Here is a 502-nt window from a genome sequence, read left to right as displayed (position 1 = left end):
GGAAGGCAAATAAAAATTTGAGGAAGGCAAATAAAAATTTGAGGAAGGCAAATAAAAATTTGAGGAAGGGAAATCAAAATTTGAGGAAGGCAAAATAAAATTTGAGGAAGGCAAATTTTAACTGGGTGCGCTCCCAGTTTTTCCTAGGTGCGCTCCTAGTTTTTCTTAGGTGCGCTCCTAGTTTTTCTTAGATGCGCTCCTAGTTTTAACCGGGTGCGCTCCCAGCAAGAACTGTTTCTCCATTAATGCCCATTAATTGTCTCATTAATCGAAGAGACAAAAAGACTAAGAGACTAAGAGACAAAGAGTCAAAGAGTCAAAGAGACAAAGAGACAAAGAGACAAAGAGACAAAGAGATAAAAAGATAAAAAGAAAAAGGGGCAAAGACAACCAAGAAAACCCCTTGAAGAGTATGGCGGCTGCGCCGCCGCTGTGATGCTTCCGTTTTGGTCTTATAAGAGCAAGCTCTTAACGCCCAACCGACAGCATCCCCCGTGCCTTC

General features: G+C 41.8%; 1 protein-coding gene. It reads right to left on the bottom strand.

The window, feature by feature from the left end; genetic code table 11:
- Positions 1–316: 316 nt before the first annotated feature.
- Positions 317–502: hypothetical protein (locus tag I6E40_RS10700; protein WP_235387276.1), on the bottom strand; the 186-nt coding region annotated here is incomplete at its 5' end.

Origin of the sequence: Prevotellamassilia timonensis (assembly GCF_021531665.1) — a bacterium.
Classification (GTDB): Bacteria; Bacteroidota; Bacteroidia; order Bacteroidales; family Bacteroidaceae; genus Alloprevotella.
Note: the sequence above shows the minus strand (reverse complement) of the source record. Positions and strands in the feature narration are given on the sequence as shown.